26 protein-coding genes and 2 pseudogenes are annotated in these 26,445 nt (G+C 61.5%); 15 read left to right on the top strand and 13 right to left on the bottom strand.

Going from position 1 to position 26,445, the window contains the following annotated elements; all coding sequences use genetic code 11:
* Positions 1-39 precede the first annotated feature (39 nt).
* Positions 40-252, bottom strand: coding sequence for a cold-shock protein (locus ACW4PC_RS07280; RefSeq protein WP_018900054.1), 213 nt, complete (start codon positions 250-252; stop codon positions 40-42).
* A 787-nt stretch (positions 253-1,039) separates the two neighbouring features.
* Between ACW4PC_RS07280 and ACW4PC_RS07275 the strand changes: the two genes are divergently transcribed.
* On the top strand, positions 1,040-1,645 hold the full coding sequence (locus ACW4PC_RS07275; RefSeq protein ID WP_167363885.1) for a J domain-containing protein: 606 nt from the start codon (positions 1,040-1,042) through the stop codon (positions 1,643-1,645).
* A 285-nt stretch (positions 1,646-1,930) separates the two neighbouring features.
* Here ACW4PC_RS07275 and uvrB read toward each other — a convergent pair whose 3' ends face one another.
* Positions 1,931-5,005 carry an excinuclease ABC subunit UvrB gene (gene uvrB, locus ACW4PC_RS07270; protein WP_455873320.1) on the bottom strand — a complete coding sequence of 1,025 codons (3,075 nt, stop codon included), beginning with the start codon at positions 5,003-5,005 and terminating at the stop codon, positions 1,931-1,933.
* Between the two features lie 248 nt (positions 5,006-5,253).
* On the opposite strand from uvrB, the gene ACW4PC_RS07265 reads away from it, so the two are divergent.
* Positions 5,254-5,913 (top strand): dihydrofolate reductase family protein, encoded by a 660-nt coding sequence (locus ACW4PC_RS07265; protein WP_455873319.1) that lies wholly within the window; start codon positions 5,254-5,256, stop codon positions 5,911-5,913.
* Between the two features lie 72 nt (positions 5,914-5,985).
* Here the strand turns inward: ACW4PC_RS07265 and ACW4PC_RS07260 are convergent, their stop codons facing one another.
* The 7 genes and pseudogenes from ACW4PC_RS07260 to ACW4PC_RS07230 all read right to left on the bottom strand — a co-directional run bounded on the left by ACW4PC_RS07260 (position 5,986) and on the right by ACW4PC_RS07230 (position 10,666).
* The gene (locus ACW4PC_RS07260; protein WP_455873318.1) at positions 5,986-6,687 is read right to left on the bottom strand and encodes a molybdopterin cofactor-binding domain-containing protein; all 702 of its coding nucleotides are present in this window, start codon (positions 6,685-6,687) and stop codon (positions 5,986-5,988) included.
* The gene (locus tag ACW4PC_RS07255; RefSeq protein ID WP_455873317.1) at positions 6,647-7,348 is read right to left on the bottom strand and encodes a molybdopterin cofactor-binding domain-containing protein; all 702 of its coding nucleotides are present in this window, start codon (positions 7,346-7,348) and stop codon (positions 6,647-6,649) included. Before ACW4PC_RS07255 ends, ACW4PC_RS07260 begins: the two co-directional genes overlap by 41 nt.
* Positions 7,345-8,043, bottom strand: coding sequence for a molybdopterin cofactor-binding domain-containing protein (locus ACW4PC_RS07250; RefSeq protein ID WP_455873316.1), 699 nt, complete (start codon positions 8,041-8,043; stop codon positions 7,345-7,347). Before ACW4PC_RS07250 ends, ACW4PC_RS07255 begins: the two co-directional genes overlap by 4 nt.
* A gap of 36 nt (positions 8,044-8,079) precedes the next feature.
* Positions 8,080-8,223 carry a hypothetical protein gene (locus ACW4PC_RS07245; protein ID WP_455873315.1) on the bottom strand — a complete coding sequence of 48 codons (144 nt, stop codon included), beginning with the start codon at positions 8,221-8,223 and terminating at the stop codon, positions 8,080-8,082.
* Positions 8,224-8,535: 312 nt separating this feature from the next.
* Positions 8,536-9,069: an FAD binding domain-containing protein gene (locus ACW4PC_RS07240; protein WP_455873314.1), complete on the bottom strand. Its 534-nt coding sequence runs from the start codon at positions 9,067-9,069 to the stop codon at positions 8,536-8,538.
* A gap of 190 nt (positions 9,070-9,259) precedes the next feature.
* A pseudogene (locus ACW4PC_RS07235) lies at positions 9,260-9,683 on the bottom strand ((2Fe-2S)-binding protein); the annotation flags it as partial.
* Positions 9,684-9,763: 80 nt separating this feature from the next.
* The gene (locus ACW4PC_RS07230) at positions 9,764-10,666 is read right to left on the bottom strand and encodes a helix-turn-helix transcriptional regulator (RefSeq protein ID WP_455873313.1); all 903 of its coding nucleotides are present in this window, start codon (positions 10,664-10,666) and stop codon (positions 9,764-9,766) included.
* A 598-nt stretch (positions 10,667-11,264) separates the two neighbouring features.
* Between ACW4PC_RS07230 and ACW4PC_RS07225 the strand changes: the two genes are divergently transcribed.
* Positions 11,265-12,515, top strand: coding sequence for an MFS transporter (locus ACW4PC_RS07225; RefSeq protein ID WP_455873312.1), 1,251 nt, complete (start codon positions 11,265-11,267; stop codon positions 12,513-12,515).
* A 75-nt stretch (positions 12,516-12,590) separates the two neighbouring features.
* On the opposite strand, the gene ACW4PC_RS07220 is transcribed toward ACW4PC_RS07225, so the two are convergent.
* Complete coding sequence (locus tag ACW4PC_RS07220) at positions 12,591-12,770, bottom strand: hypothetical protein (RefSeq protein WP_455873311.1); 180 nt, start codon at positions 12,768-12,770, stop codon at positions 12,591-12,593.
* Between the two features lie 290 nt (positions 12,771-13,060).
* On the opposite strand from ACW4PC_RS07220, the gene ACW4PC_RS07215 reads away from it, so the two are divergent.
* The 4 genes from ACW4PC_RS07215 to ACW4PC_RS07200 all read left to right on the top strand — a co-directional run bounded on the left by ACW4PC_RS07215 (position 13,061) and on the right by ACW4PC_RS07200 (position 16,757).
* On the top strand, positions 13,061-13,444 hold the full coding sequence (locus tag ACW4PC_RS07215) for a YciI family protein (protein WP_455873310.1): 384 nt from the start codon (positions 13,061-13,063) through the stop codon (positions 13,442-13,444).
* Positions 13,445-13,587: 143 nt separating this feature from the next.
* Positions 13,588-13,941 (top strand): DMT family protein, encoded by a 354-nt coding sequence (locus tag ACW4PC_RS07210; protein ID WP_455873309.1) that lies wholly within the window; start codon positions 13,588-13,590, stop codon positions 13,939-13,941.
* Between the two features lie 110 nt (positions 13,942-14,051).
* Positions 14,052-15,575, top strand: a complete 1,524-nt coding sequence (locus ACW4PC_RS07205; RefSeq protein WP_455873308.1) for a DUF1800 domain-containing protein — start codon at positions 14,052-14,054, stop codon at positions 15,573-15,575.
* A 9-nt stretch (positions 15,576-15,584) separates the two neighbouring features.
* Complete coding sequence (locus tag ACW4PC_RS07200) at positions 15,585-16,757, top strand: DUF1501 domain-containing protein (protein WP_455873307.1); 1,173 nt, start codon at positions 15,585-15,587, stop codon at positions 16,755-16,757.
* Positions 16,758-16,810: 53 nt separating this feature from the next.
* On the opposite strand, the gene ACW4PC_RS07195 is transcribed toward ACW4PC_RS07200, so the two are convergent.
* Positions 16,811-18,814: an ABC transporter ATP-binding protein/permease gene (locus ACW4PC_RS07195; RefSeq protein WP_455873628.1), complete on the bottom strand. Its 2,004-nt coding sequence runs from the start codon at positions 18,812-18,814 to the stop codon at positions 16,811-16,813.
* Positions 18,815-19,422: 608 nt separating this feature from the next.
* On the opposite strand from ACW4PC_RS07195, the gene ACW4PC_RS07190 reads away from it, so the two are divergent.
* From ACW4PC_RS07190 to aac(6'), 7 genes and pseudogenes are all read left to right on the top strand, one after another.
* Positions 19,423-20,490: an IS110 family RNA-guided transposase gene (locus tag ACW4PC_RS07190; RefSeq protein WP_455873306.1), complete on the top strand. Its 1,068-nt coding sequence runs from the start codon at positions 19,423-19,425 to the stop codon at positions 20,488-20,490.
* A gap of 268 nt (positions 20,491-20,758) precedes the next feature.
* Positions 20,759-21,085: a GYD domain-containing protein gene (locus ACW4PC_RS07185; protein WP_455873305.1), complete on the top strand. Its 327-nt coding sequence runs from the start codon at positions 20,759-20,761 to the stop codon at positions 21,083-21,085.
* Between the two features lie 254 nt (positions 21,086-21,339).
* Positions 21,340-21,924, top strand: a complete 585-nt coding sequence (locus ACW4PC_RS07180; RefSeq protein WP_455873304.1) for a GNAT family N-acetyltransferase — start codon at positions 21,340-21,342, stop codon at positions 21,922-21,924.
* 341 nt (positions 21,925-22,265) lie between these two features.
* Positions 22,266-23,001: pseudogene (locus ACW4PC_RS07175) on the top strand (phosphotransferase).
* A gap of 186 nt (positions 23,002-23,187) precedes the next feature.
* Positions 23,188-23,544: an ArsR/SmtB family transcription factor gene (locus tag ACW4PC_RS07170; RefSeq protein ID WP_028345466.1), complete on the top strand. Its 357-nt coding sequence runs from the start codon at positions 23,188-23,190 to the stop codon at positions 23,542-23,544.
* Positions 23,528-24,031, top strand: coding sequence for an SRPBCC family protein (locus ACW4PC_RS07165; protein ID WP_455873303.1), 504 nt, complete (start codon positions 23,528-23,530; stop codon positions 24,029-24,031). Before ACW4PC_RS07170 ends, ACW4PC_RS07165 begins: the two co-directional genes overlap by 17 nt.
* 274 nt (positions 24,032-24,305) lie before the next feature.
* Positions 24,306-24,752, top strand: a complete 447-nt coding sequence (gene aac(6'), locus ACW4PC_RS07160) for an aminoglycoside 6'-N-acetyltransferase (protein ID WP_455873302.1) — start codon at positions 24,306-24,308, stop codon at positions 24,750-24,752.
* Between the two features lie 202 nt (positions 24,753-24,954).
* Here aac(6') and ACW4PC_RS07155 read toward each other — a convergent pair whose 3' ends face one another.
* Both ACW4PC_RS07155 and ACW4PC_RS07150 read right to left on the bottom strand, forming a co-directional pair.
* On the bottom strand, positions 24,955-25,176 hold the full coding sequence (locus ACW4PC_RS07155) for a DUF4287 domain-containing protein (RefSeq protein ID WP_455873301.1): 222 nt from the start codon (positions 25,174-25,176) through the stop codon (positions 24,955-24,957).
* Positions 25,173-25,658: a VOC family protein gene (locus tag ACW4PC_RS07150; RefSeq protein ID WP_455873300.1), complete on the bottom strand. Its 486-nt coding sequence runs from the start codon at positions 25,656-25,658 to the stop codon at positions 25,173-25,175. The genes ACW4PC_RS07155 and ACW4PC_RS07150 overlap by 4 nt, the downstream gene beginning before the upstream one ends.
* Positions 25,659-26,029: 371 nt before the next feature.
* Between ACW4PC_RS07150 and ACW4PC_RS07145 the strand changes: the two genes are divergently transcribed.
* Positions 26,030-26,407 carry an alpha/beta fold hydrolase gene (locus ACW4PC_RS07145; protein ID WP_455873299.1) on the top strand — a complete coding sequence of 126 codons (378 nt, stop codon included), beginning with the start codon at positions 26,030-26,032 and terminating at the stop codon, positions 26,405-26,407.
* Positions 26,408-26,445: the final 38 nt, after the last annotated feature.

Here is a 26,445-nt window from a genome sequence, read left to right as displayed (position 1 = left end):
GAGGCGCCGTTCTCATTCCTGCCGTGGCAGAAACTAAAATCAGTTGGCCGAGATGTTGACGGCCTTCGGGCCCTTGCCCATGCGGTCCGGCTCGGTGTCGAAAGTGACCTGCTGGCCTTCGCGCAGCGACTGGATGCCGGATGCCTGGAGAGCGGAGATGTGGACGAATACGTCCTTTGCACCGCCGTCAGGAGTGATGAAACCAAAACCCTTGTCCTGGTTGAAGAATTTTACGACGCCTTTGGTGGCCATGTGGGATAGTCCTTTTCCCTTAGTCTGTCTGGTATCCGCGCCCCCGAGAGGAAGCGGACGGCTTTAGCTTTCGTCCCGTTAGACCGGAACGAAGGGTCAGTCGGAGAAGTCACGTACGGGGAAAGAACGTCTACGCAGGCGGGGGTTACCCGCGCCGCCTTCCGTAACGGAAGGCTTTACCACATCTGTCCAGTCACCGGCATGCTAATGCCCGAGTGCTGCAATTGGTGACAGCATTTTGGGAAAAAAGCAAGCGGCAATATTGTGGCATGCGCTGATGCAAGCCCGGAAACGCCAAAGATTCAAACACTTGACGAAATGTTACCTTTCGCAGTGCGGCCTGTGTCATTTGCGGATTCCGTAACGGAACGGGACCGTGCCGCGCTTCCTCTGCAGCGATATCGACCGCCGCCTGCACCCTGCGGTTCCATACCCGCCGCCATCTGCGGCGCGCCCCATTCCCTGTGTTTTTCAGAGCAATCCAACCTCGGCGCGTCGGCGCCGTGCCGGCGCCGTGAGTGACTCTCTTACAGTGTTGAATGAGCCTCCCGCGCCATGGACGTGGCGCTGCTGGTGCCCTGTGACAAGCATAGGAATGAGGGATGGCCGCCGAAGTCGGTTCATCGAAGCGCTCGTGCGTCCCAGCGAATTCACATGCCGCTCCACAATTTCGTCCCGACTGGACCCGAATATGGCGGGCGCGGGTGCTTCGGGCTTGATGCCGGAGGGCCGAGGGGGTAGGTCACGGGAGTGGGGACAGGTGAATGCTAATGGACAGGTGGGCGGTTTGATCGATCCCTATATTTTGCTTGGACTTGACCGCGACGCCGGCGAGCAGGCGATCCGAAGCGCCTGGCGCAAGGCCGCCAAGACCGCGCATCCCGACTCGGGCGGCGATGCGGAGCATTTCGGCCGGTTGCAGACCGCCTACGAACTCTTGAAGGACCCGGTGCGCCGCCGCGTCTACGACGACACCGGCTACGATCCGCAGCTTGCCGACCCCAAGGACCTCGAAGGCGTGCTGATGCTGGAAAAGCTCGTCAACGACGTCATCCTCGACGAGCGCGAACCCGGCAGCTTCGACGCGGTGGCGGCCATGCGCAGAAAACTCTCCGACGATATCGTCAAGAACCGCTTCCACATCCTGGAGCTGGAGCGCCACCGCAACCGCGTGCGCCAGCACATAGACCGCCTCGGCCGTCGCCCGGAAACCGACGTGCTCGGCTCCATGCTGCGCGCCCGCAGCCAGTCGATCACCGACGCCATCCGCAAGGCGGAAGGCCAGATCGAGGCGATCGAGCATGCCTATCAGATGCTCGAGGGGTATTCCTACGAGGTGGAAATGGTGGCGATGGTGGCCGTGACGGAGCGGCGTGGGGAGGCCGCGGAGTAGGGGGCGCTCCACGGCTGTCGGTCATCCTCGGGCTTGACCCGAGGATCCACGCTTAACGTCCAATTCTGGATATTGATCCTCGCAGGCGCATCGCAGGCGTGATTATACGGATCATATGCGCGCATTTATGGACGGCCGGTCGGAAACTGGTTTCGCATGTCGTGACCGACAACGATTTCCGACCAGGTGCTGCACGTCGATCAGTGGCTTGACTGAAGGGTGCATAGAAAGGGTCATTCACCGCGCCGACTGGATCCCCGACCGAGTCCTCGATGGGGAGGAAGTTCAGTGGCCCGGACGCCCGGTCTTGCCCTTCGTCCGGCCCTTGCGCTTCTGATCCGCAGGGTCCTCGTAGGAGCCGGCGCCCGTTTTGCCGCGGACGAGGGGGCGGGGGTCGTCGCTGGATCCTCGGGTCAAGCCCGAGGATGACGGAGAGGAGGGCGCGTCGGCGCGTTCCGGCTGGCCTTCTTCCAGCGGTGAGAAGGGCTTCGTGCTCTTCGCGGCATCCGGCTTTATCGGCAGCTTGCCGGTGACTGGTTTTTCGGTGCGGCCGACGGTCATTTCGTCGAGGGTGTTTTTGCGGAAAAGGGGCTTCCTCGCGGGTTCGGCGACGTCGCGGCCCATTTCATCCAGATCGGGCTTGCGGAAGAGCGGTATTGCGGTGTCGGTGCCGGGTCCCATGTCGTCGAGGCTGGGTTTGGCGAAGGAGGAGGTTCCACGCCCGCCCTCGTGGTTCGAGACTGTCCGTTGAGCCTCCTCACCATGAGGGCTTCTGCTGGCGCCAGTTGCGGCACGGCTTGCTCCACCCCCATGCTGAGGCGCGGAGGTCGAAGACCGGAGCCTCGAGGCATCCTTACGTCCGCCCTCCATCGCCCTTGACTCCTCGCGGGCCATCGGGTCGTCCATGACCGCCAGCTCTGCGGCCTTGAGGCGTTTGATTTCGTCGCGGAGGCGGGCGGCTTTTTCGAAATCGAGGTCGGCGGCAGCGTCGCGCATCTGTTTTTCCAGCGCGTTGAGATGAGCAGCCAAGTTGTTGCCGACGAGGTTGCCGCCGTCGGCGAAACCCTTGCCGGAGACGCCGGAGATGTCGGCGCGGACGTGGTCGCGTTCGTAGACCGAATCGAGGATATCGGAAATGCGGGCCTTCACCGATTCCGGGGTGATGCCGTGTTCCTCGTTGTAGACCACCTGCTTTTCGCGGCGGCGGCTGGTTTCCTCCATGGCGCGCTTCATCGAGCCGGTGACGGTGTCGGCATAGAGGATGACCTTGCCGTCGACGTTGCGCGCGGCGCGGCCGATCGTCTGGATCAGCGATGTTTCGGAGCGCAGGAAGCCCTCCTTGTCGGCGTCGAGGATGGCGACGAAGCCGCATTCGGGGATATCGAGGCCCTCGCGCAAAAGGTTGATGCCGACCAGCACGTCGAAGGCGCCGAGGCGCAGGTCGCGGATGATCTCGATGCGCTCAAGCGTGTCGATGTCGGAATGCATGTAGCGGACACGCACGCCCTGCTCGTGCAGGTATTCGGTGAGATCCTCGGCCATGCGCTTGGTAAGCACTGTGACGAGGGTGCGGTAGCCCTTGGCGGCAGTCTCGCGGATTTCGCCGAGCACGTCGTCGACCTGGGAGCGGGCGGAGCGAACTTCCACCGGCGGGTCGATGAGGCCGGTCGGGCGGATGACCTGTTCGGCGAAGACGCCGCCGGCCTGCTCCATCTCCCAGCCGCCCGGCGTGGCGGAGACAGCGACGGTGTCCGGGCGCATCGCATCCCATTCCTCGAAGCGCAGCGGGCGGTTGTCCATGCAGGACGGCAGGCGGAAGCCGTATTCGGCGAGCGTCGCCTTGCGGCGGAAGTCGCCGCGGTACATGCCGCCGATCTGCGGCACGGTGACGTGGCTCTCGTCGATGAAGAGCAGGGCGTTGTCGGGGATGTATTCGAAGAGGGTGGGCGGCGGCTCGCCGGGGGCGCGCCCGGTCAGGTAGCGCGAATAGTTCTCGATGCCGGCGCAGGAGCCGGTGGCCTCCAGCATCTCGATGTCGTAGCGGGTGCGCTGCTCCAGGCGCTGGGCCTCCAGCAGGCGGCCGGCCTTTTCCAGCTCGGCGAGGCGGAGCCTCAGCTCCTCCTTGATCGCCTTGATGGCGCCGTTGAGGGTGGGGCGTGGTGTGACATAGTGCGAATTGGCGTAGATCTTGACCGATTTCAGGTCGCCGGTCTTCTGGCCGGTCAGCGGGTCGAACTCGGTGATGGCGTCGATCTCGTCGCCGAACATGCTTATGCGCCAGGCAGCATCTTCGAGGTGCGCCGGGAAGAGCTCGATCGTGTCGCCGCGGACCCGGAACGAGCCGCGCTGGAAATCCATGTCGCGGCGCTTGTATTGCTGGGCGACGAGATCGGCGAGCAGCTGGCGCTGGTCGAGACGGTCGCCGACCGACATCTGGAAGGTCATGGCGGTGTAGGTCTCGACCGAGCCGATACCGTAGATGCAGGAGACGGAGGCGACGATGATGCAGTCGTCGCGCTCCAGCAGCGAGCGCGTCGCCGAGTGGCGCATGCGGTCAATCTGCTCGTTGATCGAGGATTCCTTCTCGATATAGGTGTCGGAGCGCGGGACGTAGGCCTCCGGCTGGTAGTAGTCGTAGTAGGAGACGAAATATTCGACGGCGTTGTCCGGGAAGAAGTTCTTGAACTCGGAATAGAGCTGGGCGGCGAGCGTCTTGTTCGGCGCCAGGATGACGGCGGGGCGCTGTGTCGCCTCGATCACCTTGGCCATGGTGAAGGTCTTGCCCGAGCCGGTGACGCCGAGCAACACCTGCGAGCGATCGCCGTTTACCAGGCCCTCGACGAGGTCCTTGATGGCGGCCGGCTGGTCGCCGGCGGGCTGGTAGTCCGAAGCCATGCGGATGGTGATTCCGCCTTCGGATTTCTCCGGCCGGGCCGGGCGGTGCGGTGTCCAGATCTTGCCGTTCTTGTGCAGTGGATTGCCGGACTCGATGAGCGCCGAAAGCGCCTCGACCGTGGCCGTGACGGCGGTGCTGGCCGAAAGCTGCGAGGCCTCCTCCAGCGTCGTATCCATGCCGGAGACCGGATTGAGGCCGGCGGCGGCGCGAGTCTTCGGATCGGTCGAACCGCCCATCGAGGTGCCGCGCGCCGATTTCGAGGCGGCGATCTCCACCTTCTTGCGGTGCTTGCCGGCCTTGGAGGCTATCTCGCGCTGCGTCTCGACGCTCGACGCCTCGGCATCGGCCTCGAGCTGCTTCACCCAGTCGGCGACGGAGCCCTCCAATGAAGCGCCTTCAATGGACGACTGCGGGGCTTCCTCGAAGCCGTTCGGGGCGGGGGATTTCTTCGTCGATTTGGCCATGCGCGGAATATGGAGAGAGTCAGCGCTAAAGGGAAGAGGCAAAGAGTACAAAAGGGAAACGAATAAATCGTTCGCATTTGGTAAATAGTGCCGATCAATTTTTTCCCGGCCCAATTTTTTTCGGCCGTTGTCGGCGCGGACGGCTGCCCCACGTCCTTGGCAGGTAGCGGGGCATGTAACGGGGCATGTAACGGGAGCACCCACCTGGGGCATGTAACGGGCCACAGGCGCCACGAAGGAGAGCAGATATGAGAAAGATCATCACCGGTGCATTTGTCAGTCTCGACGGCGTCATGCAGGCCCCGGGCGGCCCGGACGAAGATCCCGTCGGGGGCTTCAAGTACGGCGGCTGGGTTGCCCCTTATTTCGACGAGGCGATGGGAAAGGCCGTGGGCGAGATGTTCGCCCGGCCGTTCGATCTTCTGCTCGGCCGCAAGACCTACGATATTTTCGCCGCCCATTGGCCCTATGTCGCTGCCGACGACCCGATCGGCCCGCTGTTTGACCGCATCACCAAATATGTCGCGACCCGCAATCCGGGCTTCAAGCTCAGCTGGCAGAACAGCCAGATGCTCGGGGACGACGTGGTCGGCGCACTCAGGACGCTGAAAAGCGGGGAGGGGCCGGATCTGCTGACTCAGGGCTCGACCGACTTTCTGCAGACCCTGTTCAGAAACGACCTGGTCGATGAAATCAATGTCTTCTTCTTTCCGGTCGTGCTCGGGAAGGGCAAGAAATTGTTCGGCGACGGTGCCTTTGCGGGCGCGCTGAAACTCGTCGGATCGAAGGTCTCCGGATCCGGTGTCACGATCAACAAATACGTCCGCGACGGCGACGTCGTCACCGGCTCATTCGAATTCGAACAGCCGACCGCGGCGGAGCTTGAGCGGCGCAGGAACCTGAGCTGAGGCGAACGGGTGCGCCTGACAGGTTGATAGGGCCGGGGTGTCCCACCTTCGGCGCGGAGGGACAATCGCCGTTTATGCGGTCAGGACGTCCTCGATGTGGATCGGCAGGGTCCGCACGCGTTTGCCCGTTGCGTGGAATACCGCGTTCGCAATCGCCGGTGCGGTTCCCACCAATGCAATCTCGCCCAGCCCTTTCACGCCGAGTGGGTTCACATGCGGATCGACCTCGTCGACGAAGAGTGCGTCCAGCTTCGGGATATCGAGATTCACAGGCATGAGGTAGTCGGCCATATGGGCGTTGACCGGCCGGCCGTTGCGCAGATCGAGGACCGTGCGCTCCATCAATGCCATGCCGATGCCCCCGATCATTCCGCCGGTGCATTGGCTTCTGGCAAGCAGCGGGTTGACGACGCGCCCTATGCCATAGGCCCCGACGATGCGGCGCACCCGGATCGTGCCGACATCGGGATCGATGGCGACTTCAGCAAAAACCGCGCCGAAGGAATGCATCGAAAATCGTTCCGTCACCTCCCGATCGCGCTGAGCAGATCCGTTGGCTTCGATCGGAATGCCCGGTCTCTGGCGACGATGTCCTGATAGGACAAACCCGGCGACGCGCTCCCCGCGGCGGTGAAGACGCGCCCCGCTCCACTCAAGATCGTCCACCGACGCCTCCGAAGGCCGACGAGCCGGCATCCTCCGTCGGCACTGGCGGGCGGCCTGCGCCTGTGCCTCAAGACAGGCAGCCCGGATTGCCGACCCTACCGACGCCATCGTCCATGAACCGCCATGCGAGGGTGTCTGGCGGGTAATCCGACCTGCCGAGCCTGAACCGAACCTGCTCCAGCGGCAGTCCAAGGAATTCCGCCGCTACCTGGGTCATGGACGTATAGGTTCCCGGACCCATGTCGCTGGCAGCCGCCTCGACCTCAGCCACGTTCCGTCGGCCAGCAGCCGAACTCTGGCGTTCGCAGGTGCATGGAAACGCCGGATAGGTTGCGGTGGCCGCTGCCCATGCCGATCTGAAGACGTCGCGTCGCGCATGGAGCGCGGTTCGGGGATCCGTTCGAGCCCAACCAAAGCGGTCGGCGCCGAGTTCATAACATTGCATCAGCGAGCGGCTGGAGAATGGCTTGTTTTCAGCTTCATCGTTCTGCGGCTCGTTGCGGCGTTTCAACTCTATCGGATCGATCCCGAGCTTATAAGACAATTCGTCCATGGCACTTTCGAGCGCAAATATGCCGCTCGCTTCGCCAGGACCGCGCATGTGATTCGGCGTGTGCTCGTGTCGAGTTGCGCCAGGCGGTAGCTGGGTGCTCACGTTGGGGCAGGAATAGAGGTAATCGGTGACGGTGGTCAGGGCCTCCGTGAATTGCTCGTAGCGGCTTGTCTCTCCCGCGCCTTCGTGAACCACTGCCCGTGAGCCTACCCTCAAGCGTTGCTCCAAGAGCAATCCTCTGAAGCGTGCCGCGGCCGGTGACCGGTGGTGAAGAACATCTGCTTGCGGGTGAGCACAAGCTTGACCGGCCGTCCGACATGGCGTGCTGCAAGTGCCGCGAGCGTGACATGCGGCCAAGTCCGGAGGCTCGTTCCGAAGGCGCCGCCGATGAACGGACAGACGACTTCGACGTTGTCGACGGGCAGGTCGAACACTGCTGCGATCTCGGCTTGCTCATTCACGAGATACTGGCTCTTGCTCCAGAGGGTCAGCCGATCGCCGTTCCAGACTGCGATCGTCGCGTGCGGTTCCATCGGATTATGGTTCTCGCGGGCGATTTCGTAGATTCTCATCGATTTTGAGCAGGCCGCCTGCATCAGCGCGGCTTCGGCATCGCCCCGCGATCTGTCGGCATGCCCGTCCTCTGGAGCGATCCTGGCTACACTGCGGATCGGCGTGGTCGACGATCGGTTGCCGGGCCTCATAGGTGATCCGCAACGCGGCGGCGGCGCGCTCGGCATGGTCCATGGATATCCGCCACGACGACGGCGACGGGCTGGCCGTAGAAGCGCACGCTGTCGTCCTGCCAGTACGTGAAGGCGTTCGCCGACCGCTGGATCGATGACGGCCTTGTGCGGCAGATACGGCCAGACGTTCGGCGCGTTGCGGTGCGTGATCACACGCAACGACACCGGGCATGCCCTCGACCTCGGCGCTTTCGATCCCGGTCACTCGGCCGAGTCCGACGGTCGCGCTGACGATGCACGGCGTAGAGCTGGTCCTGGCTGGTTGAAATCGGCGGCGTAGCGCGCCTTGCCCGTGACCTTGGCGCGGCCGTCGACGCGGGTCAGAGGCTTTCCGATGAGGTTCATCGCTCATGCGACCTCTCCCGCCATTTCGAGCGCTCAGGACGATCGTCCTGGGCAAGAGCTCGACCTTGAAGTGCGTTGTGGTGCAGCGGCCGGACGCCCTCGCGTGGCCAGCTGCGCGGCTGTCCTCGAAGGCCTGCCTGCTCCGGCCTTTCTTCCAGCCAAGCGCGGCCTCGCAATCGCGCAGCCGCCAAGGCCGCGTGCCGACGCCGCCTGACCGCAATGACGGGCCTCGCGGATCACGCCGTCCTCGACCGCGAGGACAGCAGCCGCGGACACCAAGCGCGAATTCGTAGGAGGCGCGGTCGCGGACCTTCAAATAGCGGGCGCTGCGCTGCATGTGAGGTCCGCTCGGGCACGCGGAGTTCGACGATCAGTTCGCCTGGCAGCAACGTATGTTCGAGATGCAGGCGTATCGCCCGGCAGCCGGAAGAGCTCCTCCACCGGGAAGCTGCGCTCGCCCTGCGGACCTCGAACGCGCATGGTGGCGTCGAGCGCCACCAGCGCCACCGCGACATCGGAAGGATGCGTCGCCACGCAATGGTCGCTCGTGCCAAGGATAGCATGACCCGCATTCAACCCATCGATCGCGGCGCAGCCCGAGCCGGGCGTGCGCTTGTTGCAGCCGACATCGAGCATGCGGAAATAGGGACAGCGCACCCGCTGCAGCAGGTTGCCGCCCATCGAGGCCATATTCCGCAGTTGCGGAGAGGCGCCCTCGATCAGGCTTTCGGCGATCAGCGGCTGCAGACGCTTGAACATTTTCGGATCGGCGGCGACTTCGGCCATACGAGCGAGCGCGCCGATGACCAGATCCCCACCTTCCGCACGGATGTCGCGCAGGGGCAAGCGCTATTGATGTCGACGAGCCGTTCGGGCCGCTCGACCTCCTCGCGCATCAGGTCGACGAGTGTGGTGCCCCCGGCAATATAGCGCGCGCCCGCTGCCGGCTGCCGCTATAGCGTCTTCGGTACTGCGTGGCTTCTCCAAGACGTGAAGGGAAACATGGATCAGCGCCTTCCGCCCACGTTCGCTGAGCTGCCGCGACGATGCCCGGATAGGCGCCGCAGCGACAGATGTTGCCGCTCATCCAGAACTGGATCTCTTCCGGCGAACCTGCATGCCCTTCGGCTATGCAGCCCAGTCCGGACATGATCTGGCCGGGCGTGCAGAACCCGCACTGCAGGCCCTCGTGCTCGACGAACGCCTCCTGGAGCGGATGGAGCGTCGCCGTCCTTCTCGAGCCCCTCGATCGTCTCGATGCCGGGCTCCGTCGTGCATCGGATGCCAAGCGTCAGGCAGGAAACGACACGTCTGCCGTCGACGAGAATGGTGCATGCGCCACAGGCACCCTGGTTGCAGCCCTTCTTCGTGCCGGTGAGATCGAGCGTCTCGCGCAGGACATCGAGAATGGACTGACGCGGATCGACAGTCAGCATATGAGCGCGGCCGTTCACGGTCATCGTCAACGGCTACGTCTCGTTCATGACGGCTGCAGGAGAGCTTGTTGCCGCCATAGACTGATGTGGCAATGCGGCCAGCGCTACCGCCCCGGCGGTTGCCTGAAGCGCTTCCCTGCGCGACATGATGGGACCTGGCGGATGCAATTCAAACGTATTCTCGGCCATGAAGGGACCATCCTCTTCAACGCAATTGGGCGCGCGAAGGATAAGATCCGATGCCGCCAAGCTGCTGTCGCGATCTTTCGGAGTTGTTTGAATATTGCGACGATCGACGGAGAGCGAGACTGCACGAGGGCGAGGCTTGTGCCACACTCAGGTGCTTCTTGCTGGACGCGAGTGCTGAAACAGATGTTGGTTCTCAGAGCCGGTGGCGGAATTCGCTCGGTGTAAGGCCCGCCACTTTGCGGAAGCTCGCCGGTGAAAGAGGACTGGGTTTCGTATCCGACGACGAAAGCGATATCGATGATGCGCAGCCTTCGGTCTTTGAGCAGCGTCTTGGCATAGGCGATCCGCTGGCGGGTCAGCCACTGATGCGGCGTGTGCCCGGTGGCCATATGGAAGGCCGTGCAGAAATGGAAGCGGCTCAAATTGACCAGGTCCGCCAACTCCTGGATGCCTGATATCCTCGGCGAGATTTTCACGCATGTAAGCTGGTGACGCGCTTGACCTGCCAGCCCAACAGTCCGCGCCGCGGTCGAAGGCGAGATCGACGTCGAAATCGCTGAGTGGAATCTGATGAGTTGGAGGCAGACAAGATCGAGGAGTTGCTCAATAAACAGGTGAGACATTGCGTCTCGCGAACTGATTTCGTCGTTGATCAGCTTCATGATCGCGAACAGTTTGGGGTCGTTGAAATGCACGCGGTCGATCAGCTCCGGCTCCCGGCCATTCCCTACCTGATCCGCACATGCCAGGAGGCGATTATGGCCAAGAAATATGTTCGAAACCTCGACGGAACCTTCTGACCCGCCAAAGGCCATCATGCCCTCTTGGCGCTAACGTTATCATCCCCATCGCTGCGGGAGCAGCAATCGTCTGCCGGCCCATCTTTACCGATGAGAGGCCGTCCCCGGCGTAATTTGCGGAGAGAACATGATCCTTCAAGGGCGGCAAATTGTACTCGAACGGTATCGTTCCGCCATCGGCCGACTAACCGCGTCTCTCCGGAAAACACCTCTGGAATGACGGGTGGCGATAGGCCTCGCTGCAAACGGCGAATATGAAGGGTCGTGTCCGCAAGCCCACTCCCACCCATGTAGATATCTCTTGTCGATCCGCAGGAGCCGTACTCCTTCCCGAACCCGTAGCATCTCCCGCGCCGTTTGAGAATGTTGGCCGCGTACCCAATTCGGCTTATCTTGCGCTACTTCTTCACTTCGAAGCAGGGGTGCTTCTCGGGCTGTTCTCGGTCGGCCAGGCCGGTGCTTTGTGGCGGTCAAACTGTCGCAGGCGCGGAACAAGGGCAGGAGTGCTGCCGTTGTCGGGCGTTGCCATCCGGCAACCCCGGTTCCGGGCCAACCTCTCTTCGACGGCATCCGGACATTGCCCGCCTCGCCGCCGCTTTCGGACGGAGGAAGCATAATGTCCGCATTGGAAAGCCTGCGCGCGCTCAGCCAGCAGCAGCGCAACACCGTCATTGCCAGCTATCTCGGCTGGACGCTCGATGCCTTCGATTTCTTCATTCTCGTTTTCGTTCTCAAGCATATCGCCGAGGAGTTCCACACCGACGTCCCGGCTGTTTCGGTGGCGATCTTCCTGACGCTTGCGATGCGGGCGGTGGGCGCGCTGATTTTCGGGCTTGCGGCCGACAGGTTCGGGCGGCGCGTGACGCTGATGGCCGACGTGGTGCTCTATTCGCTGTTCGAATTCCTGACCGGATTTTCGACGGGCCTGACCATGTTCCTCGTGCTGCGCGCATTCTATGGCATCGCCATGGGCGGGGAATGGGGCGTCGGCGCCTCGCTGGTCATGGAGACCGTGCCGGAGGAGAGCCGCGGCATCGTCTCCGGCATCCTGCAGGCGGGCTATCCCTCCGGCTATTTCGTCGCCTCGATCGTCTTCTTTTTGCTCTTCCCGGTGATCGGTTGGCGCGGCATGTTCTTCGTCGGCGCGTTGCCGGCGCTTCTCGTGCTCTATATCCGCCGCAATGTCGCCGAAAGCCCGGTCTTCCTGAAGCGGCAGGCGGAGGGACGGCGGCCGTTCCTCACCATCCTTAGGGAAAACATTCCGCTGTTCGTCTGGTCGGTGCTGCTGATGACGGCATTCAACTTTTTGAGCCACGGCACGCAGGACATCTATCCGACCTTTTTGGAAACGCAGCGCAACTACGACAGCTACACGACCGGCGCGATCGCCATCGTCTACAATATCGGCGCGATCTGCGGCGGGCTGTTCTTCGGCCAGCTATCGCAGCGGATCGGGCGGAAGCGGGCGATCGTCATCGCCGCGCTGCTTGCCGTGCCCGTTGCGCCGATCTGGGTCCATGCGCCGGGGCCGGTGCTGCTCGCCGTCGGCGCCTTCGTGATGCAGTTCTTCGTGCAGGGCGCCTGGGGCATCGTGCCGGTGCATCTCAACGAGCTGTCGCCCGACGAGGTGCGCGGCACCTTCCCGGGTTTCGCCTACCAGCTCGGCAACTTGCTTGCCTCCGGTAACGCCACGATGCAGGCGGGGCTCGCGGCGCACTGGAACGGCGACTATGCAACGGCGCTGCTGATCGTCGCCAGCGCGGTGGCGGTAGCCGTCGCACTTCTTTCCGGCTTCGGCTACGAGAAGAAGGACGTGCGCTTCGGCACGGAGGAAGCCGAAACGCCGCAGGGCGTTTTGCACAGCTGAACGGCGAGGGACCTGGCGCGATGTGCGCCGGGTTCCTCATCGCCTTGCCATAGGCCCCTCTTAACCGCCCGACGCTCATGTCTGTCGCGCGCAGGTCAGGTATTGCGTCCCGCCCGCGAGGGTTTGATGGCTTCCACCGACAATTTCGCTTTTCTGCTGCCGGTCATGATGCTGACGTCCGGCTGCACGTTCCTGCTCGTCGCCGGGTTCGGATCGCGCGAAGCGCACCACAGCATCGGCCGAAAATCTGGTCATTGTCTTCTCCTTCCAGCAGACATACCAATCCAAATCTCACGGCGATTTGGAATAAATCGATTGCAACCTTTTAGTGTATTGTGATGTATTGCTGGGTGGCCTGCGATGGGACGGGTTTTTGCGCCCAGGACCGCAGTATTTGAATCGGGCGAACTTGCTCGCCAGGTATCAATCCTATGTAATCATCGCATGCATACAGTTTCTGGCTTCAGTCGAATCCGTTTGGACTGTGAGGATTGTGTGCGATGACGTTCAAGTGGCGGAAAATGACGCACAAGGAGGGACATTCCATGCTTTACGCCATCCTGGCCTATCACGACGAGAAAGTGGTCGAATCCTGGACCAAAGAGGAGGATGCAGCGCTGATGAGCGAACTGCTCCAGGTCAATGATCGCCTCGTCGAGGAGAAGCATCTGGGACCGGCTGCGCGGCTTGGCCCGACAGGGCGCGCCGTGACATTGCGGGGGACGGGTGCCGGCATGATCACCGACGGCCCGTTTGCTGAAACCAAGGAGCAGTTGCTCGGCTTCTACGTCGTGGATTATCCAACGCTTGAGGCAGCCGTCGCCGCAGCGCGCGACCTGCGCCGCGCCAATCCCTCCGCAGTCTATGAAATCCGGCCGATCTCGCTTTATCTCCCTGGTGCGCCACTGGCATCGCGGGACGAAGGTTAGCGCCCGAGCTGTCGGCGGTGGCATTCGCACCGCTATATCGGCGTCTTCGGTGGGGAGGGGCTGCGGCATGTTGCCATGGCCCCTTGAGCCCTGGCTATTTGGAGATACAAGCTGGCGCTAGTTTTCTCCCATCGGATTCGCCCATGTATTTTTCGCTAAACCCCGCCGCCATCTGGCCTGTCGTCATGCTTTTCGCCTCCAACATCTTCATGACCTTTGCCTGGTACGGGCACCTGAAGCACAAGGGCAGTGCGATCGCCCTTGCCATCGTCGCGAGTTGGGGGATTGCCTTCTTCGAATACTGCCTGGCGGTGCCAGCGAACCGTATCGGCTCGGCGGTCTATACGACGGCGCAGTTGAAGACGATGCAGGAGGTGATCACGCTGATGGTCTTCTCCGGTTTTTCGGTTTTCTGGCTTGGCGAGAACCTGACCTGGAATCACGCCATCGGCTTTGCGCTGATCGCCGTCGGCGCCTCCTTCATCTTCCGCGCATGAACGCTACCTTTCTAATGGATTACAAATAGTCCATGTCGGGAAATTTACCGAATTGCTGACGCATTTGGCTGGGAGGCTGTCACCATTCAGTGATCAGGAGGTGACCGTTCATGAGCCTCTCTTTCCAGACGATGGCGGCCATCCGGTTCGGCTATGGATTGCGGCCGGGCGAGGCGCCGCCGCAGAACAAGGACCAGTTGCTTGGTCAGGTGAAGGACGCCGCGCTGCGCGCGCCGTCCTTTCCGGCCGGCGGCATCGATGGACGCCATCAGCAGATTGTCGATCTGCAGGACCGGCTCCGGGAGCTGCGCCAGAGCGGTAGCGACGATGAGGTGCGCCGGAAAAGGCGCAAAGCGATCCAGAAGCAGGTGCAGCAGGGGTTCCAGCGTGACGCCTACGCGCGGCTGATGCAGGCCGTGCTTTCGCCGAACGGATTCTACGAGCGGCTTGCGACCTTCTGGACCAATCATTTCTCGACGAGCGCGAACAAAAGCCTGCCGATGCGGATGATCGTGCCGCTTTACGAGGCGGAGGCGATCCGGCCCAATATCGGCGGATCGTTTCGCGACCTGCTGCGGGTCGCGACGGAGCACCCGGCGATGCTCATCTATCTCGATCAGGCGCAATCGCAGGGGCCCGAATCGGCCCGCGGCATGAAGCAGAAGAAGGGTCTCAACGAGAACCTCGGCCGCGAACTGCTGGAACTGCATACGCTGGGTGCGGGCAGTGGCTACACGCAGGCCGACGTGCGCGCCGCGGCAATGGTGCTGACCGGGCTGACGATCGATCGCGAGGAGATGGACGCGGTTTTCCGTCCCGGCATTTCGGAGCCCGGCAGACATTCGGTTCTCGGTGTCAGCTATGGCGGCGCGAAACGGTCGCGGAAAGACTATCTGGCGCTGCTCGACGATCTTTCTATCCATCCGATGACGGCGCAGCATATCAGCCGCAAGCTCGCGGCTCACTTCATCTCCGATCGGCCACCGGAGGAGATGGTGACGGCGATGGCGGATGTCTGGAAAGGGACGGACGGCGACCTGACGGCCGTTTATGGCGCAATGCTCGACCATCCCGCAGCGTGGCGCGACGAGGGCGCGAAGGCGCGCCAGCCGTTCGACTATGTAGTGACGGGCTTGAGGGCGCTGAACGCCGGCCGCGACAACGGTATTGCTGGCGACTTCATGAAGGCCGATCAGGAAGACGACGACGATGTGATGGCGCCGTCGAAGGACATGGCGGGACAGGACAATGCCATGGGCGGCGATGCGGGCGCAATGGCGCCCGATCCTGCCAAAGAAGCCAAGTCCAAGCGGCGCATGGCTTTCCAGACGGCGCGGGCGCTGGGGCAGGGTGCACTTCGCCGTATGGGCCAGCCGACTTGGCTGCCGCCGAGCCCCGCAGGCTTCGAGGAGAATTTCTCCGCCTGGATAACGGCGAGCCAGCTTGCCGAGCGGCTTGCCTGGGCGCGGCGCGCTTCCGCCCAGTTCGGCAAGGACGAGGATCCGCGCCAATTCCTAAGGTCGACGCTTGCCGATGCGGCGCGCGACGAGACGATCCGCGTGGTTTCGCAGGCGCCGAGCAAGATCAGCGGCCTGACGCTGGTTCTTGCTTCCCCCGAATTCAACCGCCGATAGGAGCTGGTCATGACCGAGATTACGCTTTCCCGCCGCGGCTTTCTCGCTTCCGCCTGTTGCCTTGCTGCCGCTCCGATCTTCACGCCGGTCACCTTCGCCGCCATGCCCGGCGACAACCGCTTCGTGACCATCGTGCTGCGCGGCGCGATGGACGGCCTCGACCTCGTGCAACCCTACGGCGACGCAGCTTTTGCGGCGCTGAGGCCGACGTTGGCGCGGACGCCGGATAAGGGGCTCCTCGACCTCGACGGGCATTTCGGGCTCAATCCGGCGGCGGCCGACCTGATGTCGCTCTGGAAGAGCAGGGAGCTTGCCTTCGTGCATGCGGTTTCGACGCCCTATCGCGACCAGCGCAGCCATTTCGACGGGCAGGACATGCTGGAATCGGGCGGCGAACATGTGGCCGAGGAGAAGACCGGCTGGCTGAACCGGGCGCTTTCGGTGATCCCGCGCTCGGATGCCCGCAAGGCGATCGACGTGAATACCTCGACGGAGCTGATCCTTTCGGGCCCGAACAATGTCGACGTCTGGGCCTCGGATTCCAATCTCGGAACGGCGAAGGACGAGATGCAGTTCCTGATGCGGCTCTATGCCGGCGATCCGGCCTTTGCCAAGGCGATGGAAGAGGCGACGCGCGCGAACAATGCGGCGATGATCACCGAGCCGGACGGCAAGCGCGACGAGAAGATCGCCGACGTTGCGACGCTCGCCGGCAATATGCTGAAGGGCGACTACCGCATCGCGAGCTTCTCGATCACCGGCTGGGATACGCATGTGGCACAGACTGGGCAGTTCAAACGGCCGGTGCAGGATCTGGCACAGGCGATCAATACCCTGAAGGCGACGCTCGGTCCGGTGGTCTGGTCGAAGACCGTGGTGCTGGCGATGACGGAATTTGGCCGCACCGTGCGTCAGAACGGCTCCGGCGGCACCGACCACGGCACCGGCGGCTGCGCGGTTTTGGCGGGCGGGGCGATCCATGGCGGACGCATTCTCGGTAAATGGCCCGGCATTGGCGCCGGCCAACTGCTCGACGACCGCGACCTGATGCCGACGGCCGACGTGCGCGAGATTGCCGCCGCGATGCTCTACCGGCAGTTCGACGTGACGGCTGGGGACCTGACGGGCAAGATTTTCCCCGGATTGAGCTTCGACAAGGACTCGCAGTTTTTGAAGGCGTGATGAAGGCCGGGCGTTAGGGAGGCTCTCTTTGCGCCAACAAAGGAAGGCGGACTTCAATTTCTATTCTGGGGTAGCGCCGCGTTACTCGAGGTCGTGCGCCCTTTCTGTGAGCGCCGGTTCTCCAAAAGGCGCAACAGCAAGTTCCGTTTTCTCTTGCGCTGGACAAGATCAATATCACTGACAAGCTTTGCGCCGCCCTCGCGCCGCTCCAATGTGATCTTGCGGCTATGGAAGGCTTCCAGCTCAGCTCGATGCGCTACGCTTATGATGGTGACCTTCGGCAGTTCATAAATCAACATCTCCATCATCTTGTCCTGACTCTTCTCATCCAGTGCTGACGTTGCTTCATCCAACACGATGATGTCGGGCGCGTGTAGCAGGAGACGCGCAAAGGCGAGCCGCTGCTTTTCGCCACCCGACAACGTCTGGTCCCATGGCGCGTCGTCCTCGATCTTGTCGTTCAGATAATCGAGTCCCACCTTCTTGAGGGCCGCCTTGATCTCATCCAGCGTCCAGCTGTCGGCGGCGCGGGGATAGGCGATTGCACGGCGAAGCGTCCCGGAAGGGATATAAGGCCGTTGCGGTAACATGAACAGTCGTCTGTCGGCGTGGAAATTGACGCTGCCGTCACCCCACGGCCAAAGACCTGCAATGGCCCGCACCAGCGTGCTCTTGCCTGAGCCGGATTCTCCGGCTACGAGCACCCGCTCGCCTGGTTCGATCGCGACCTGGGTTTCCTTGACCACGGCGGTGCCGTCATCAAGCGACACGGAGAGATCGTTTAGGCTGAGCATCGTATCGCCTTCAGTTTCACCGCGCTTGATGCGTCCCAAAGCGTTGCTCTGTTCCGCGCGCTCGAGCCCGTCGAGCGACATCATCAGCGAAGCGATGCGGCGTGCACAGGCGTTCCAATCGGCGAGACGGGGGTAGTTGTCGACCAGCCATCCGAACGCGCTTTGAACGATGGCGAAGGCAGAGGCAGCCTGCATCACCTGTCCAAGGCTCATGCTGCCTTCGAGAAACTTTGGAGCGCAAAGCAAAACCGGCACGACTGGCGCAAACAAGCTCGACCCCTGCGACACAAGCGCTGTGCGCATATGTTGGCGCGCAAGGAGCGCCCATTGCCTGAGCACCTTGGCGAACGTCTTCTCGACGTCGTTACGCTCCTCCTCTTCACCGCCGAGCAATGCGATACTCTCGCCGTTTTCCCGTACATGCGTCAGCGTATAGCGAAATTCGGCTTCCGCCTGATTTTTGACCTCAGAGACGTGGACGAAATGGCGGCCGATGACCGCCATCGAGCTCGATGTGATCGCGGCATAGAGTACCGCGGTGATGACGAGGAAGCCAGGAACAGTGACGGTCGAACCTGCGATTGTCAGACTGAGGGCTCCGCCGATGGACCAAAGCACCACGATGAAGGTCGAGGCAGACAGAAATGCGGAAATGACACCCGCGATGAAATCGACGGGTGATTCGGTGGCAATCCGCAAATCTTCCGCGACGCGCGCTTCGGGGTTTTTGTGGTCGCCGCCGATGAGGTTCAACTGATAGTAACGGCCGTTTGCGAGCCAGCGCGCGATGACTGCTGTAGTAAGCCAGCAACGCCAGCGGCGCTGAATCGCCATACGAAGGGCGACTTGTGCAACGACAAGGACGACGGTTCCGAGCACCAGTGGCAGGAATACGGCGCTCAGAAAATATACGGTGCGGGCATTGTGTTGCTCTATGGCGTCAAAAATTGCGCGATTCCAGACATTGATTCCATACTGAAAGCCGACATTGATGCCGATCAGGGTCAATAGCCCGATTGAGCACGGCCAAGCGAGCCTGTCGCCGCCGCGGCCCCAGTAACCGCGCGCGCTGATCCAAAAACGCGTTAGCAAGTACCTCTTGCGCGCCTGCTCGGCCTCCTCAGGGGTCAACTCTGTATCGGGTTCGATGACATTTGGCGGCGGCGCGACCTCGACAGTCGATGCCTTCTCTTGGCGCGACGTCTCGGCACCGTGCGGGTTGGTGCCGTCGACCGATTTCGGATTGAATTTAGCGTCGGTCATACGCACGACAACGGCGTAAAAATCAAAAGGTTTCATGATGCCAGTGTCGAACATGGTATCGGAGGGCTTGTCTTAAAAATGAGGCGGTCGCCGCTCGAACTCACAAGGCACCGGGACGCCAAGCCACATTGCGCATTTTCCAAGTCGGCATGCGTGGATGCTGAGAAGGGGAGGTTCGGGCACAACGCTGATGGGTGGGGCACCTTCACCACGCCTGGCAAGACAACTGCAAGAACTTGAGCCCTTTCTTCGGCTGCCATCCGGTAGGCGTGCGGTACCGCTCGTCCCGTAGTTATTACGTCCTCGATGAATGTAAGGCGGTTTCCCGCGACATCCTGCCCCTCGCTCTCGCTACACGCGCCATAAGTCTTTGCCTCTTTGCGAACCAAACAGGCAAGGAGGCCTGTTCCGCACATTGGAAATGACTGGCGTTCTCCCCGGCTTGAGCGTTAACTGTTGTTCTGACGGAGGAGGTGACATGAAAGAGGCCGCCTCCACCGATAGAACGGATCACTGAGATGCAGGTGATGATCGAGGGACAGTCACGCTTCCAGCCTTTCGGCTTACCTTATTGGGGTTTCATACATCTCAACAAGGGAGTTGGAAGCATGACTGCCTCTTATGATTACCATATCGGCGTCGACTATCACAAATCCTACAGCCACCTGGTGGTGCAGGACAGCAGCGGCAAGACGCTCAGATCCGGCCGGGTGAAGAACGACCGCCAGTCGCTTGGCGGCTTTCTCGAACGCTATCGCGACAACTCGCATGCGGTTGTCGAGGCCACTCGCAACTGGATGGTGATCTACGACTGGCTCGACGACATTTGTGATGATGTCGTCCTCGCCCATCCGTGGAAGGTCAAGGCGATCGCCGATGCCAAGATCAAGACCGACAAGATCGACGCGACGGTGCTGGCGCATCTGCTCAGAGCCGACCTGGTGCCGGAGGCCTGGGCACCTGGAGAGCGCGCCCGCGAGCTGCGCATCGCCCTGCGTGAGCGGATGTTTTACGTGCGGCTGCGGACGATGACAAAGAACCGCATCGTCACGGTGTTTGATCGCTATCCGGAGCAGACGGCGCAGTTGAAGAAGCTCGGCGACCTGTTCGGCAAGGCCGGCCGCATCCAGCTGGCGCAGGTCAAGGTCTCGGAGATCGACCGCATCCAGATTGACCGCGGTCTCGACTTCATCGGCGACATCGATGTGCGGATCAAGCAGTCGGAAGCAACGATCCGGGCAATGACCAAGGTTAATGGCAATGTGAAGCTGTTGAAGACGATCCCCGGCATCGGCGAGTTCTTCGCCCGGCTGATCGATGCGGAGATCGATGATGTCGGTCAATTCCGCAATCCGAAGAAGCTTGCCGCCTATGCCGGGCTGGTGCCGTCGACCTATTCCTCCGGCGGCAAGACCTTTCACGGCAAGATCATCAAGCAGGGCAACAAGTGGCTGCGCTGGGCGTTCGTCGAGGCGGTGGCTCCGGCCATCGCCAGCGATGCGCAGCTTCGCGCCCAATACGAGCATCTGAAGATCAGAGGAGTGAACAAGGCGCGTGTTGCCATTGCGCGCAAGCTTTTGACGATCGCCTTCCAGATCCTGCGTGATCAGCGCGCTTACGAGCGGCGCGGTGAAAGCCCCATGGAAGGCGCGTCGACGATATCCCGGTTGTCCTGATGGTCTACTAGCGAGCCCGGCAGGTCCGGGTTGCGCTCCTTGAGGAGAATGGGAAACCGGGAGCCGAACGTCACTCTGTGACCGAAGCTAAGGCATCAGGTCACGCATTGGAGATTGGTTCGAGAACCGCAGGACGGCAACAACCTGTCCAGCGAAGGGAAGAGATTTAGCCGATCGGCAAAAACGCTGATCAAACCATAACCGAACCCAAGGAAAAGCCGCCAGTTAAAGGCGTTTTGCCCCTTGTGTTCTTTCATTGGAGAAAACCATGGCCATGTATCTCACGCGCTTCAGCTACACGCCCGAGACGTGGGCGCGCATGATAGAAAACCCCGAGGATCGCCGAGAGGCGGCACGTACTTATATCGAATTTGTGGGCGGAAAGCTCCATGGGTTCTGGTACGCCTTTGGCGAACATGATGGTTGGAATCTGTGGGAGGCGCCTGATAACGTATCGATGGCGGCTGTCGCGCTAGCTATCGGCGCAGGAGGCGCGCTCAGCTCTATTGAGACCACTGTTCTCCTCAGCGTCGAGGATACGATCGAAGCCTTGGAAAAGGCGAAGTCGATTCGATATCGTCCACCGGCGGCGTAGGCGCGGCCCAATGCTTCCCATCCATGTTGAAGACGCGCGATGTTTCGTTTGAGTCTACTTCCGACGAACGCCTGGGCCGGAAAGCGCCCAAGAGCGGACGTCGGCTGGCTTATGATGGATAGCCGCCCTTCGGCAACCGACCCAGAACCGCTGAGCCAGCAGCAACCGGTATCGCTCCCACGCCATCCGGGTTACGATGCGTAGCTGAGAACGGGCGCGGGCGCCCGTCGGACCACCTACGTCGGGAGGGCAGTGTGAAATCGCCAACAGTGAGAGTTATGGCAGCGGCCGAGGAAGATCTGGCGGTCGAAACGGTCATGCTGGCGTTTGCAGCGGATCCTATGGCGCGATGGACTTGGCCGCATGCACACCAGTACCTTGCGGCCATGCCGCGAATGATCCGGGCGTTCGGGAGCAGGGCATTCTCTAACGGAAGCGCCTTTTGCACCGACGGCTACGCCGGGACGGCGCTGTGGCTATTGCCCGGCGTGAATTCCGACGAGGAAGGGCTTGGTGCGGTGCTCGAGAGCACGGTTGCGCGCGCTCTTGCCCCCGAAACCGCGGCCATATTCGAGCAGATGGTCGCGTACCACCCGACCGAACCACATTGGTACCTGCCCCTGATCGGCGTCGACCCGGCGCATCAAGGCGAAGGTCACGGCGACGCCTTGATGGCGTACTCACTCGCACGGTGCGATCGCGATCACGCGCCAGCCTATTTGGAATCCTCGAACCCGCGCAATATTCCGTTCTACCGACGCTACGGCTTCGAACCGCTCGGCGCGATCCAGGTCGGTTCGTCGCCGACGCTCGTCCCGATGCTGCGGCGGCCGCGTTGAGCTTCAGTTCGATCAGATAGTTTGTGGCATACGGGCGCCGAGCGCGGCACAGCCGTGAAACGAAGATGGAACGGACCGGCGAGAACGTTTGCCGGCGGGCGCCTAGTCGGGTTATACGCGATGTCTGCTTTTAGACGTCGGACGATCTAGCTTTGACGACCGGCGTGAGGGCGCAATGCTACCGGGCCAAGTCGGACGCTGGTGACCCCGGGGGCTGCCGTTCGATCCGCGACTAATGCGCACAAGCTTAACAGCGTCATCGTAGCCGAGCTGATCCACGGTGTCCCGATCCTGCGGTTGGTTTACCCAAGTCTCAATCGGGTTGATCAAGGATGCTGCGAGTGGGATGGGAAGCACTAGAGCTGTGGGGTAAAGACGCGGTTCGCATCGAACGGCTCGCTGGCGGGGTTGCCAATGACGTCTGGAGCGTGCACATCCACGGGCAACTTGCAGTCGGTCGTCTAGGTACCAGGAGCAACGCTGATCTGGCGTGGGAGGTTGAACTCCTCCGGCACCTTGACCGTGAAGGTCTGAGCGTGCCGGTGCCGATCCCGGCGGACGACGGCCGGCTATTCGCGGATGGCCTGATGGTTATGAAATACATGCGTGGCGGACCACCCGAGACCGAGGGCGACTGGCGTCGCGTAGCCGAGACCCTCCGCGAACTGCATCGTTTGACGCAAGGCTGGCCGCAGCGCCCAGGGTGGCGATCCTCGACGGACCTCCTGCATGCCCGAGACGGGGACGAGGATCGACCTTGCCGCGATGCCGCCAGATGGCGTCGCTCGATGCCGCGCGGCGTGGGCACGGCTTATCGGATGTGAGACAAGGGTCGTCCACGGCAATCCCAACAACCCTGCCAACATCCGCATGACCACGGACCGCGTGGCACTGATCGACTGGGATGAGTCGCATATCGACGTCCCCGACTTTGACCTCGTCTTGCCCCATAATGCTGCCGATCTGGAAGCCGGGGCGTATGACATCGCCGCGCAAGCATCGGCCGCATGGGAAGCCGCCGTCTGTTGGGATGACGAATACGCGAAACAGCGACTTGCCGAAGTTCGAGCGGTCTAAGCGACGGCCGCTCCTGGCGCATCGATGCAGTCGAAGCTTAGCAGCGGCTCGAAGGTCCGCTTTTGACCCGCAGCAGACGATTTTTGCTGCCGCCGCCGCGGTGCATGACCTCGGATGACCGGTCTACGGCATGGAAAGTTCGGGACGCTTGCGCTTCCTGCGCGAGCAGGTTAAACACTGAACTATATGGTTCAGTATGTAAGTCCTCCCCTCGATCTCTCGTTTGCGGCGCTGTCCGATGCGACCCGCCGCGGGATCATCGATCAGCTTGGGCGAGGGGACGCGTCGATCACCAGTCTCGCGGATAAGTTCCAGATGACGCTGACCGGCATGAAGAAGCACGTCCAGGTTCTCGAGCGGGCGGGGCTCGTCGTCACGCAGAAGGTCGGACGGGTGAGAACCTGCAAGCTTGGGAAACGCGGCCTCAAGGCGGAGGCCGAGTGGATCGAGGCGCATCGCAAGCTCTTCGAGGCCCGCTTCGAAGCATTGGACGAAATCATCAGCGAAATGAAACAGGAGGGAAGCGATGAATCAGCAAGTTAACAGTGCAGGTGGTGCGCAGAACCGCACGTCAGTCGAGCGCAGAGGGGATCGCGAACTCGTCGTAACGCGGACATTCAATGCGCCGCCGAGCACGGTTTACAGGGCGTGGAGCCAGCCCGAGCTGTTCCAGCGCTGGTGGGTGCCAAAATCGGCATCCGGCGTTTCGCTCGTATCGTGCGATATGGACGTCCGTACCGGCGGCAAATATCGGCTGGAATTCGGCGCCGGCGGTTCGGACACCATGGCCTTCTATGGCAAGTATCTCGAGGTGGTGCCGAACGAGCGCATCGTCTGGACCAACGACGAGGGCGAAGAGGGCGCGATCACGACCGTGACCTTCGAGGACCAGGGCGGGAGGACACTGCTGAATTTCCACGAAGTCTATCCGTCCAAGGAGGCGCTTGAGGAAGCACTACAGGGCTCGGCGGCCGCATTGCCGGAGCAGTTGGAGCAGCTCGACGAATTGCTTTCCAGCATAGGCGAGTAGCGCGGGTCGGGAAACTCGCCTCGGGGGAACGTCTGCTCTTGGGAAGTGACTCCACCGGCCTTTCCGGCCGGAGCGAGGCGCGAAGCTGTCCTTTAGTGACCGGACTGTCGATGTCCGCTAGCGGCCAACAGCGGATGAAACGCTCGGCGGGAAAGCGCCAACAGCAGACATTGCCGGCATCGCAAAACCGTCTATTCTGCGACGTTGCAAAAGCCAGGAAAACAAGTGTCGCTTTAATCGGGAATTTCGCGACAATAGAGAACCACAATATGGAATGATTATCGAGATTGGGACCATAAAAGATGTTGAGTCGTGGGCGAAGCTTCGCGTTGCGCTGTGGCCGCATCACTCGCTCGAAGATCATCGAGCTGAGTTGGGCCGGGCGTTTCTTTCAGAAAGTGGAGAAGCCGTCGCGTTCATCGCTCGAAATGCTGCGAATGGAGCTGTCGGGTTTGCTGAGGCCACTTTGCGACATGATTATGTGAATGGATGCAGCAGCTCGCCCGTTCTATTCCTCGAAGGGATTTATGTCCGGCCCGTTGACAGGCGAAAGGGTATCGCACGATTGCTTTGCAATGCCGTTGCCGATTGGGGGAAGTCGCTTGGGTGTGTTGAGTTTGGCTCCGACGCACTGCTTGAGAATTCAGCCAGCCATGCGCTCCATACCGCTTTAGGATTTGAGGAGACACAGCGCGTCGTGTTCTTCCGAAAGCCACTGTAGGCCGGTGTTGCCCTTCCACGAGGATGGTTCGCCGCACAAATCCTGACTTTTGCGACACTCCGGTCTTTCCTGAAAAGCGTTCGAGGATTCACGCCGCAAAACTCTGTCGCAAAAGTTGGAGTTTCGCGGCGGATTTTTGCGACGGCCAATGACCGGTTTGGGCCGGAAGCAAACAAGACGTTTCGCCTCGCACCACACTCCGTTAAGAGGCTGGCGGCTTGTCTTCCGCGAGAGTGTGCGCCACGACCGCATTTGCATGACCGTGGCCCATTCCGTGTTCGCTTTTCAGCATACCGACAAGTTCCATGTGCTTGGCAGGATAGTGCTTTCGCACGAGCTCTTGCCAGTCATCGATAGGACGGCCGTATTTCTTCTCGATTGATGGAAAATAGGAAGCAGGTCCTTTAATCTTCCCGGTGGTCATAGCGCGTCATCCCCTTTTCGTGCCGCATCGATCACAGCTACGTCGATTTTCCTCATCGTCATCATCGCGTCGAATGCGCGCGTTGCTTGTTCGCCACCTGCTGCAAGCGCTTCCATTAGAATGCGAGGTGTGATCTGCCAGGATACTCCCCACTTATCCTTGCACCAGCCGCATTCGCTTTCCTGACCGCCATTGCCGACGATGGCGTTCCAATAGCGATCTGTTTCTTCCTGATCCTCGGTGCTGATCTGGAATGAGAAGGCTTCGCTGTGCTTGAATGTGGGGCCGCCGTTCAATCCGATGCACGCGACACCCGCCACCGTGAACTCGACGACCAACACATCTCCCTCTTCTCCATCGGGGTATTTGCCGGGCGCGCGGATGATGGCTCCGATCTTGCTGTCTGGGAAGGTGTCGGCATAGAAGCGGGCGGCTTGCTCAGCGTCCTTGTTGTACCATAGACAAATGGTGTTCTTAGACATCGCGTGGTCCTCCTGGTCGTTGTCCTTCAGATCGAGAGCCCGACCTGATGATACGATGACGCACCAGCCGCCCCCGATCCGACATCATGATCAAAATCGCTGCTCTCTTTTAACCCCTCTCGTCTTGCGCGGGCCAAACGCCGGCAACCTCGGCCGCCTTGCGCGGTGAGTGCAACTGGTCATTGCGACCGTTGCAGAATTGCCTATTCTGCGATGTCGCAAAAGTCAGGAAAACAAGTGTCGTTTTATTCGGGACTTCTGCAAAAGGTCATTGACCGCTTTCGGCCTTTACGCACACTCGGCACAGTGGTCTTAATTTCGGCGAAAGAGATGTCGAAGCTCCGTAGGCGTCAAAGTCAGGGATGAATAATATGGCCACCTTTATCCTTATACCCGGAGGCTGGCAGGGCGGTTGGGTCTACCAAAAGGTGGCAGATATACTTACTGCGCACGGGCACAAAGCCTTACCGATCACGCTTTCGGGGCTCGGCGATGCTCCCGCCCCAACGGCCAATCTTGAAGATCACATAGGTGAGGTCGTTAGTGCTGTGAAGTCGCATCGCGACGACCTGGTGATTGTTGGACAATCCTACGGCGGGATGGTCGTGAGCGGCGCAGCTGATGCTGCGGCATCGCAAATCCGGGCGTTGGTCTATGTAGACGCCTATGTGCCTGATTCCGGTGAACTCTGTCTGGTCCTTGACGTCGCCTCGTTTTCGAGATGTCTTCGTCGCGGGCGCGAAGGCTGACGGACTCACTTGCGCGCCGCCTCCCAATCTTGACCCGC

Source organism: Rhizobium yanglingense (assembly GCF_977109285.1).
This window is presented reverse-complemented; position numbering and strand designations above follow the sequence as displayed.

Bases quoted from the DNA above. Each gene is read 5' to 3' on its own strand.
- ACW4PC_RS07280 (WP_018900054.1), bottom strand. From the start codon at position 252: ATGGCCACCAAAGGCGTCGTAAAATTCTTCAACCAGGACAAGGGTTTT.
- uvrB (WP_455873320.1), bottom strand. From the start codon at position 5,005: ATGGCCAAATCGACGAAGAAATCCCCCGCCCCGAACGGCTTCGAGGAA.
- ACW4PC_RS07265 (WP_455873319.1), top strand. From the start codon at position 5,254: ATGAGAAAGATCATCACCGGTGCATTTGTCAGTCTCGACGGCGTCATG.
- ACW4PC_RS07260 (WP_455873318.1), bottom strand. From the start codon at position 6,687: ATGGCGTCGGTAGGGTCGGCAATCCGGGCTGCCTGTCTTGAGGCACAG.
- ACW4PC_RS07245 (WP_455873315.1), bottom strand. From the start codon at position 8,223: ATGAACCTCATCGGAAAGCCTCTGACCCGCGTCGACGGCCGCGCCAAG.
- ACW4PC_RS07230 (WP_455873313.1), bottom strand. From the start codon at position 10,666: ATGATGGCCTTTGGCGGGTCAGAAGGTTCCGTCGAGGTTTCGAACATA.
- ACW4PC_RS07225 (WP_455873312.1), top strand. From the start codon at position 11,265: ATGTCCGCATTGGAAAGCCTGCGCGCGCTCAGCCAGCAGCAGCGCAAC.
- ACW4PC_RS07220 (WP_455873311.1), bottom strand. From the start codon at position 12,770: ATGACCAGATTTTCGGCCGATGCTGTGGTGCGCTTCGCGCGATCCGAA.
- ACW4PC_RS07215 (WP_455873310.1), top strand. From the start codon at position 13,061: ATGCTTTACGCCATCCTGGCCTATCACGACGAGAAAGTGGTCGAATCC.
- ACW4PC_RS07210 (WP_455873309.1), top strand. From the start codon at position 13,588: ATGTATTTTTCGCTAAACCCCGCCGCCATCTGGCCTGTCGTCATGCTT.
- ACW4PC_RS07205 (WP_455873308.1), top strand. From the start codon at position 14,052: ATGAGCCTCTCTTTCCAGACGATGGCGGCCATCCGGTTCGGCTATGGA.
- ACW4PC_RS07200 (WP_455873307.1), top strand. From the start codon at position 15,585: ATGACCGAGATTACGCTTTCCCGCCGCGGCTTTCTCGCTTCCGCCTGT.
- ACW4PC_RS07195 (WP_455873628.1), bottom strand. From the start codon at position 18,814: ATGACCGACGCTAAATTCAATCCGAAATCGGTCGACGGCACCAACCCG.
- ACW4PC_RS07190 (WP_455873306.1), top strand. From the start codon at position 19,423: ATGACTGCCTCTTATGATTACCATATCGGCGTCGACTATCACAAATCC.
- ACW4PC_RS07185 (WP_455873305.1), top strand. From the start codon at position 20,759: ATGGCCATGTATCTCACGCGCTTCAGCTACACGCCCGAGACGTGGGCG.
- ACW4PC_RS07170 (WP_028345466.1), top strand. From the start codon at position 23,188: ATGGTTCAGTATGTAAGTCCTCCCCTCGATCTCTCGTTTGCGGCGCTG.
- ACW4PC_RS07165 (WP_455873303.1), top strand. From the start codon at position 23,528: ATGAATCAGCAAGTTAACAGTGCAGGTGGTGCGCAGAACCGCACGTCA.
- ACW4PC_RS07155 (WP_455873301.1), bottom strand. From the start codon at position 25,176: ATGACCACCGGGAAGATTAAAGGACCTGCTTCCTATTTTCCATCAATC.
- ACW4PC_RS07150 (WP_455873300.1), bottom strand. From the start codon at position 25,658: ATGTCTAAGAACACCATTTGTCTATGGTACAACAAGGACGCTGAGCAA.
- ACW4PC_RS07145 (WP_455873299.1), top strand. From the start codon at position 26,030: ATGGCCACCTTTATCCTTATACCCGGAGGCTGGCAGGGCGGTTGGGTC.